The following is a 6,776-nucleotide window of genomic DNA, read 5'->3' as shown; positions in this document are numbered from 1 at the left end:
TTTCTAATTATTGATGCTGCAATGACGGACTTAATTCGACCAGCACTTTATCAAGCTTTTCATAAAATCGAAAACCTAAGTTCTAATGGTTCGCAAACCGAAAAGTACGATGTGGTAGGTCCTGTTTGTGAATCAGCAGATATTTTTGCGAAATCGGTATCCTTGCCAACAAGCAAAAGAGGAGATTATATTCTTATTCGCTCTACCGGAGCATATGGACAAGTAATGGCTTCGAATTATAATATGCGAGATACTGCACAGGTGGTTTTTATCAAATAAAAAAAGAGTCCTTGGTGTTACTTTGGGCATTCCTTTGAGCAACTTTGTGGTAAAACTTTTAACCACGAAGGACACAAAGTGTATCACTAAGGAGCACGAAGTAATAAATGGATTTGTCAGTTAATAGTGAATACTTCTTATGTATAAAATCTAAACAAATAGCTCTATGAGATTTCTCCTTCGCTTTGCTTCGTCGAAATGACTCGTTTCTCAAGCTTTACAAAGGTATTACATCACAAAAAAAAGCGGGCAATTGCCCGCTTTTTATATATTCAAATTCAAGCTTAATTACATTTTCCGTTTAGTACCTTTTTTAAGCAATTCCGACAATACTCTTCCCGGATCTTTAAAGCGGTTACTCAGCATCATTGCAGCGATAACATAAGGTTTATAACCTGCTTCTTTATAAGTCTCAATACGGTATTTTTCAAATACTTCGGCACTTACTTCTCCTCTTTCGCAAGAAATACCGGAAATATCAGCTGGCAAGCAATGCATATATAATGCTGAACCATTTTTGGTTAACTTCATCTTTTCAGCATCAGCTTCCCAATCCATATGTTTAGCATTATTTTGCAATGCACTTTGTTCCAAAGCTTTTAATCCTTCGGTATCATTATTGCGTAATAATTCGGTTCTCTGACCCATAACAGCATAAGGAGCCCAGCTTTTAGGATAAACAATATCCGCATTTTTAAATGCTTCATCCATACTGTTCACTACTTTAAAACTACCACCAGTTTCCTTCGCTTGCTTTTCGGCTTGCTTAATGACATCAGGAATTAATCCATAACCTTCTGGATGTGCCAATTCAACTTCCATTCCAAAGCGAGTTAACAAACCAATTATTCCTTGAGGGACACTTAAAGGCTTACCATAACTCGGAGAATAAGCCCAAGTCATTGCTAATTTTTTTCCTTTCAAGTTTTCGAGAGAACCAAAAACTTGCTTCAAATGTGCCAGATCTGCCATGGATTGTGTTGGGTGATCGATATCGCATTGCAGGTTAACAATCCCCGGACGCTGAGGCAAAACGCCTTGAGCAAATCCATCATCAAGAGCCGCTCCTACTTCACGCATATATTTATTCCCAGCACCCAAATACATATCATCACGAATACCGATAATATCCGTCAAGAATGAAATCATATTTACGGTTTCACGAGTTGTTTCGCCGTGAGCAATCTGCGATTTTCCTTCATCCAAATCTTGTAATCCTAAGCCTAATAAATTGGCTGCCGAACTAAAAGAAAAGCGTGTTCTGGTTGAGTTATCACGAAATTGAGAAATGGCCAATCCCGTTTTAAAAACATCTGTAGAAATATTGTGATTTCTAAGACTTTTTAAAGCTTCTGCAATATCTAAAACCTGCTCAACATCAGCCATAGATTTTTCCCAAGTCAGTAAAAAATCGGTATTAAAAAGATGGTCGGTATCGCGTAAAACTATATCGTTTATTAATTTTTGTAAATCTTCCATAATTCCTTTAAAGTTAATTCTCCTATTTTTTTTCGATTAAATAAGCATAAAGTGTATAAAAAGCCGATGCTTTTACCAAATCGTCAACAGGCACTTTTTCGTTAGGCGCGTGAGCCATTACTTCGTTACCCGGGCCAAAACCTATCATTGGAACTTTATAATAGCCATTGATGGTGACACCATTGGTAGAAAAAGTCCATTTATCAACTATTGGTTTTTTATCAAATAAATCTTCAAAAGCTTTTACACCTGTTTGAACAACATTAGAATCTTCTTCCATCTTCCAGGTTGGAAAATATTTTTCCATACCGTATTTTAATCCGGTATAAGCTGTTTCCTCATAATGCAATACTTCAACAGTAGCATCCAAATCTTTAACAATAGCTTCTATTTCAGCTACTGCTGACTCTTTTGTTTCTCCCCAAGTTAATCGACGATCGAGGTGAATACGAGCAAAATCTGAAACGGCACATAGCGATGGACTTCCTGATTTAATTTCTGAAATAGTAATACTTCCTCTTCCTAAGAACGGATCAAAAGCCAAATTTTCGTTCAATTTTTCTATTTTTAGTGCTGCGCGCGAAGCATTATAAATAGCATTTATTCCTCTTTCCGGAGCAGAACCGTGAGACGATAAGCCTTTAAAACTAACAGCTATCTCCATTCTTCCACGGTGTCCGCGATAGATATTCAAATTTGTGGGCTCTGTACTGATAGCAAAATCAGGATGAATACCTTCCTCTTCGTAGAGGTATTTCCAGCATAAACCATCACAATCTTCTTCCATTACAGTACCGGTAAAATATATTGTCCAATCACGATCAAAGCCCAATTCTTTTAAAATTCTACCCGTAGTTACAAAAGCTGCAGGACCACCTTCTTGGTCAACAGTACCACGACCGTGAACAAAACCGTCTTTAATTTCGCCTGAAAGCGGATCAAAATCCCAATTGTCCATATTCCCGAAATCTACGGTATCCATATGGCCGTCAATTGCTAATATATTTTTGCCTGAGCCTATTTTCCCAATTACATTCCCCAATCCATCAATCCAAACTTTGTCAAAACCAGCCTCTTCCATTTGCCTTTTCAATTCTAATTGAACTTCTTTTTCGCCTAAACTAAGCGACTTTATTTTTACTAGTTTTGATAAGTTATTTGCCGTATAATCTCTGTATTTTTCGGCTAAAGCATTGATTTTTTGTTCTATTTTTTCCATTCTCTAAATTTTTCCCAAATTTACGAAAACTGCTGGATTTTATGCTATTTGAGGATATTTTCATTTTTAAAAAAAGCAATTATCTTTACCAAAAATAAAATAAATTATTATGGAAAACTTATGGAATGAGTATTTACCATTAATTGTTGAATATGGCACAGGACTAATTTACGCACTATTTGTCCTAATTATTGGTTTATGGATTGCCAAACTAATAACAAAATCCGTTAAAAAATTGATGTTGAAAGGTGAAATGGACAATTCGCTTGTTCCCTTTCTTACATCACTAATAAGCACGGTTTTAAAATTATTAGTCGTTATCTCTGCGCTCGGCATGTTGGGTATTGAAATGACTTCTTTTATTGCGCTTTTAGGTGCTGCAGGTCTTGCTGTTGGTATGGCACTCAGCGGAACTCTACAGAATTTTGCAGGAGGGGTAATGATCTTGATTTTCAAACCTTTTAAAGCAGGTGATTTTATTGATGCTCAAGGGCACATGGGATCCGTTAAAGAAATCCAAATTTTCAATACCATTCTTACTACAGGAGATAACAAAACAGTCATCATTCCAAATGGAGGTCTTTCAACTGGTGCAATGGTTAATTTTTCGACACAATCTACACGCCGTGTTGATTGGACTTTTGGAATTGGATACGGCGATGATGCCGATAAAGCCAAAGAAGTTCTACGTACCTTATTAGATGCTGATAAACGTGTTTTACAAGATCCCGAACCTTTTATTGCGCTCAGCGAGTTGGCAGACAGCTCCGTAAATTTTGTTGTACGTGCCTGGGTTAATGCAAGTGATTATTGGGGAGTTTATTTTGCAATGAATGAAAAAGTGTATAAAACTTTTGAGAAAGAAGGATTGAGTATTCCTTATCCACAAATGGATGTGCATTTAGATAAATAGACAGAACTTTTTTGAGATAAAAAACCGGGTTAGGCGTAAGTTTAATCCGGTTTTATTTTTTACGCTCGCACGTATAATCCACCAACTTAATCATTGCCGTATGGTATTCACTTTCTGGAAATTCGCCTAAAATCGACAACGCTTTATCACGATAAGCATTCATTTGCTGCTCGGCATATTCTATTCCTCCACTGCCATTAACTTGATCAACCAAAGCAGAAACTTTTTCGGGATTATTATAATGCTTTTTTACTACCGTGATAGCTCTCTTCCGCTCAGAAGCTGATAAATTATTAAGCATATAAATCAAAGGCAAAGTCATTTTTTGCTCTTTAATATCAATGCCTTGCGGTTTCCCAATAGCATTGGTTTTCTGAAAATCGAAAATATCATCTTTAATCTGAAAAGCGATCCCAATATATTCTCCAAACTGCTTCATTTTTTCAACGACTTCCTTTTTTGCTCCGGTTGAGGCAGCACCGGCAGCACAACAAGAAGAAATTAATGTTGCCGTTTTCTTTCGGATAATTTCGAAATAGATATCTTCTTTAATATCCAAGCGTCTGGCTTTTTCAATCTGCAACAATTCCCCTTCAGCCATTTCTCGTGTTGCTTCAGAAACAATTTCCAGGACTTCATAATCTTTTGCAGCTAAGGCTAAAGATAATCCTTTCGATAAAAGAAAGTCACCCGCTAAAACGGCTACTTTATTTTTCCAAAGTGCATTTATCGAAAATAGATTGCGTCGTTTTTCTGCTTCATCTACAACATCATCATGAACCAGAGTAGCCGTATGAAGCAATTCGATCAGACTCGCCGCACGTGCAGTTGCTTCTTTTGGTCTTCCTGCAATATGCGCACTCAAAAACACAAACATCGGGCGCATTTGCTTTCCCTTTTGCTTATGGATATAACGCAAAATAATATCTAACAAAGGGACTTTTGAATCCATAGTCGATTTAAAAACCTTTTGAAAGTCTTTTAAATCATCACTTAAAAGTTGCTGTATTTCTTTTATTACACTCATTTCCGTTTCAAAATTAAAAATAAAGACGATACCTTTCTGTTTTAAGAGTGATTCTTCTACATTTTCCTTTATTTTGCAAAAAAATACAATGGGCGGTTTTTTATTTGATGAAATTATTTTTGGACCTGTCAGCAGTCGGCGATTGGGTGTTTCTTTGGGTGTGAACTTACTCCCAACCGATTATAAATTTTGCACTTTCGATTGTATTTATTGCGAATGTGGCTGGACAAAAAAAACAAATAAGAAAGTAGTTTTACCAACACAAAAGGAAATTGAAGAACGACTAGAAACAGTTTTAAAACAGCGCAAAAAGGAAAATCAACCTATCGACTCCATCACCTTTGCAGGAAATGGAGAGCCAACACTTCACCCTGATTTTGTTGCGGTAATTGACGATACCATTCGTTTACGCAATCTATATTTTCCTAATGCACTGATTACCGTTTTATCAAATGCCTCTTTAATTCATAACACCAAAATCATCAAGGCTTTATTGAAGGTTGACAAAAATATTTTGAAGCTGGATGCCGGTACCGAAGCAACCTTTCAAGCTATCAATCAACCCAATGGTAATTTAAGTTTAACTGATGTTGTTGATTATCTGAAAAAATTTGAGGGTAAACTCATTATCCAAACCTTATTTGTTCAAGGCTATAATCAACATCAAGGCATTGATAATACTACCGAAAAAGAAGTTGCTGCTTGGTTAGAGCTACTGAAAAAAATCAAACCCGAAAGCGTAATTCTTTATCCTATCGAAAGAGAAACTCCCGAAAATAGTATCCGTAAAGTTAATGCTCAAATACTTAATGCGATAGCAAAGAAAGTTCGAGTGATAGGATTTAAAACAGAAGTTTTTTCCTAATTTATTAATTTCCTATTCTTCTTTTAGTACTTTTGCAGCGATATTTCACAGTAGGGGTGCCTTAAAATAACGGGCTGAGAACATACTCTTTGAACCTGACACGGGTAATGCCGACGTAGGGAAAAAGACTACAGAATTTTCGTTTTCACTCTATTGATTTTTAATTTTAAAAAAGTCAAAAGATGTTTAAAAAAATTATTTTACTAAGCTTGATGAGCCTTCCAGTGCTCCTCTTTGCGCAATTTCAAATTCAAGGAAAAGTAAGCGATAAAAATACCGCTGAAAACCTCGAGGGAGCCAGCTTGCAATTGGTTGGAACATCCTCTTTTTCCATTAGTAATAGCGATGGAGAATATATATTTAAAAATATTCCGAGGGGAGTTTATACTCTTATGGTAAACTATTTGGGTTATGCTCCTTTTGAGCAACAAATCAGTGTCACCGAGAATAAAAAAATGAATATCCAACTGAAACCAAGAATGGTTTTAGGTGAAGAAATAATCGTTTCCGCAGTCAGGGTTTCGGGAAAATCTCCTGCAACTTATTCTGAATTAAGCAAAAAAGAAATTCAAGAAAGAAACAACGGGAAAGCACTTCCATTTATTTTAAATACGAGTCCTTCAGTAGTTGTAACTTCAGATGCCGGTGCAGGCGTAGGCTATACCAACTTCAGTATTCGTGGAACAGATATGACAAGAATCAACGTCACAATTAATGGAGTTCCTATGAACGATGCGGAATCGCATAGTGTTTATTTTGTGGATTTGCCAGACTTGGCCACTTCACTCGATAATATTCAAATCCAACGTGGTGTGGGCACTTCATCAAATGGAGGTGCTGCTTTTGGAGCCAGTGTAAATTTGCAAACCAAACAACTCAATCAAGATCCCTATGCCAGCTTACAATCTTCTGCAGGTTCTTATAATACTTTACGAAACTCCGTGAGTTTTGGAACGGGTTTACTTAAAAATAAGATGGCTTTTGACGTTCGTCT

The 6,776-nt window shown here is 36.4% G+C and carries 7 protein-coding genes and 1 riboswitch; of the genes, 4 read left to right on the top strand and 3 right to left on the bottom strand.

The features are described from left to right. Window positions 1–279, top strand: a 279-nt coding sequence (locus tag J7K39_00295; GenBank protein ID MCD6178319.1) for a diaminopimelate decarboxylase, incomplete at its 5' end; no start/stop codon positions are given. Window positions 280–567: 288 nt separating this feature from the next. On the opposite strand, the gene ygeW is transcribed toward J7K39_00295, so the two are convergent. Both ygeW and J7K39_00285 read right to left on the bottom strand, forming a co-directional pair. Next, complete coding sequence (ygeW, locus tag J7K39_00290) at window positions 568–1,758, bottom strand: knotted carbamoyltransferase YgeW (GenBank protein ID MCD6178318.1); 1,191 nt, start codon at window positions 1,756–1,758, stop codon at window positions 568–570. Window positions 1,759–1,780: 22 nt separating this feature from the next. Continuing rightward, window positions 1,781–2,977: a YgeY family selenium metabolism-linked hydrolase gene (locus tag J7K39_00285; protein ID MCD6178317.1), complete on the bottom strand. Its 1,197-nt coding sequence runs from the start codon at window positions 2,975–2,977 to the stop codon at window positions 1,781–1,783. A gap of 109 nt (window positions 2,978–3,086) precedes the next feature. Here J7K39_00285 and J7K39_00280 point away from each other — a divergent pair, with 109 nt between their 5' ends. After that, window positions 3,087–3,890: a mechanosensitive ion channel gene (locus J7K39_00280; protein ID MCD6178316.1), complete on the top strand. Its 804-nt coding sequence runs from the start codon at window positions 3,087–3,089 to the stop codon at window positions 3,888–3,890. A 52-nt stretch (window positions 3,891–3,942) separates the two neighbouring features. On the opposite strand, the gene J7K39_00275 is transcribed toward J7K39_00280, so the two are convergent. Continuing rightward, window positions 3,943–4,917, bottom strand: a complete 975-nt coding sequence (locus J7K39_00275; protein MCD6178315.1) for a polyprenyl synthetase family protein — start codon at window positions 4,915–4,917, stop codon at window positions 3,943–3,945. A gap of 88 nt (window positions 4,918–5,005) precedes the next feature. Here J7K39_00275 and J7K39_00270 point away from each other — a divergent pair, with 88 nt between their 5' ends. Together J7K39_00270 and J7K39_00265 are read left to right on the top strand one after the other, a co-directional pair. Continuing rightward, a complete protein-coding gene (locus J7K39_00270) occupies window positions 5,006–5,782 on the top strand; it encodes a radical SAM protein (GenBank protein MCD6178314.1) in 777 nt (258 codons plus the stop codon). A 42-nt stretch (window positions 5,783–5,824) separates the two neighbouring features. Then, window positions 5,825–5,922, top strand: a riboswitch (TPP riboswitch). 42 nt (window positions 5,923–5,964) lie between these two features. Further along, window positions 5,965–6,776 (top strand): TonB-dependent receptor (locus J7K39_00265; GenBank protein ID MCD6178313.1); only part of this gene is annotated, 812 nt, incomplete at its 3' end.

This window comes from Bacteroidales bacterium (assembly GCA_021157585.1).
Lineage (GTDB): Bacteria > Bacteroidota > Bacteroidia > Bacteroidales > UBA12170 > UBA12170.
Note: the sequence above shows the minus strand (reverse complement) of the source record. Positions and strands in the feature narration are given on the sequence as shown.

Excerpts from the sequence above, each read along its gene's own strand:
- ygeW (MCD6178318.1), bottom strand. The coding sequence starts at position 1,758 with ATGGAAGATTTACAAAAATTAATAAACGATATAGTTTTACGCGATACC.
- J7K39_00285 (MCD6178317.1), bottom strand. The coding sequence starts at position 2,977 with ATGGAAAAAATAGAACAAAAAATCAATGCTTTAGCCGAAAAATACAGA.
- J7K39_00280 (MCD6178316.1), top strand. The coding sequence starts at position 3,087 with ATGGAAAACTTATGGAATGAGTATTTACCATTAATTGTTGAATATGGC.
- J7K39_00275 (MCD6178315.1), bottom strand. The coding sequence starts at position 4,917 with ATGAGTGTAATAAAAGAAATACAGCAACTTTTAAGTGATGATTTAAAA.
- J7K39_00270 (MCD6178314.1), top strand. The coding sequence starts at position 5,006 with ATGGGCGGTTTTTTATTTGATGAAATTATTTTTGGACCTGTCAGCAGT.